Source organism: Collinsella sp. LCP19S3_B11, from assembly GCF_052121915.1.
GTDB lineage: Bacteria > Actinomycetota > Coriobacteriia > Coriobacteriales > Coriobacteriaceae > Collinsella.
Window position 1 is genome coordinate 1 of record NZ_JBQKDI010000071.1, and the last position, 308, is coordinate 308.

The 308-nt window shown below is 65.9% G+C and carries 1 protein-coding gene; it reads left to right on the forward strand.

The features are described from left to right. Positions 1–211: hypothetical protein (locus ACTQV4_RS10425; RefSeq protein WP_441569798.1), on the forward strand; the 211-nt coding region annotated here is incomplete at its 5' end. Positions 212–308 lie beyond the last annotated feature (97 nt).

A 308-nucleotide genomic window follows, 5' to 3' on the forward strand; every position in this document is an offset into this window, starting at 1 on the left:
CAGCGAGGACGACGCGGACGACAAGGACTCGGATGTGGCTCGCCGCGCCCTGGCGGAACGGTTGGTGACGAAGGCACCGTCGTTGTTCCCCTACCTCGCGGAGGTGCTGGGTTTCACCCTCCCGCAGAACGTGTTGGACCGTCCGATTAGCTCGAATGTTGGTGCCCCGCTGCGGGCCGTTACGGCGGGGGGTGATCATGGTGGCGCGTAGTCGTTTCAGCGCGGAGCCGAACCGGGGGACTGACGAGCTCGTCGGTATCGTCACCGCTGCTGTGAAGGAGTGGATCGCCACGGTCCGGGAGGATGTG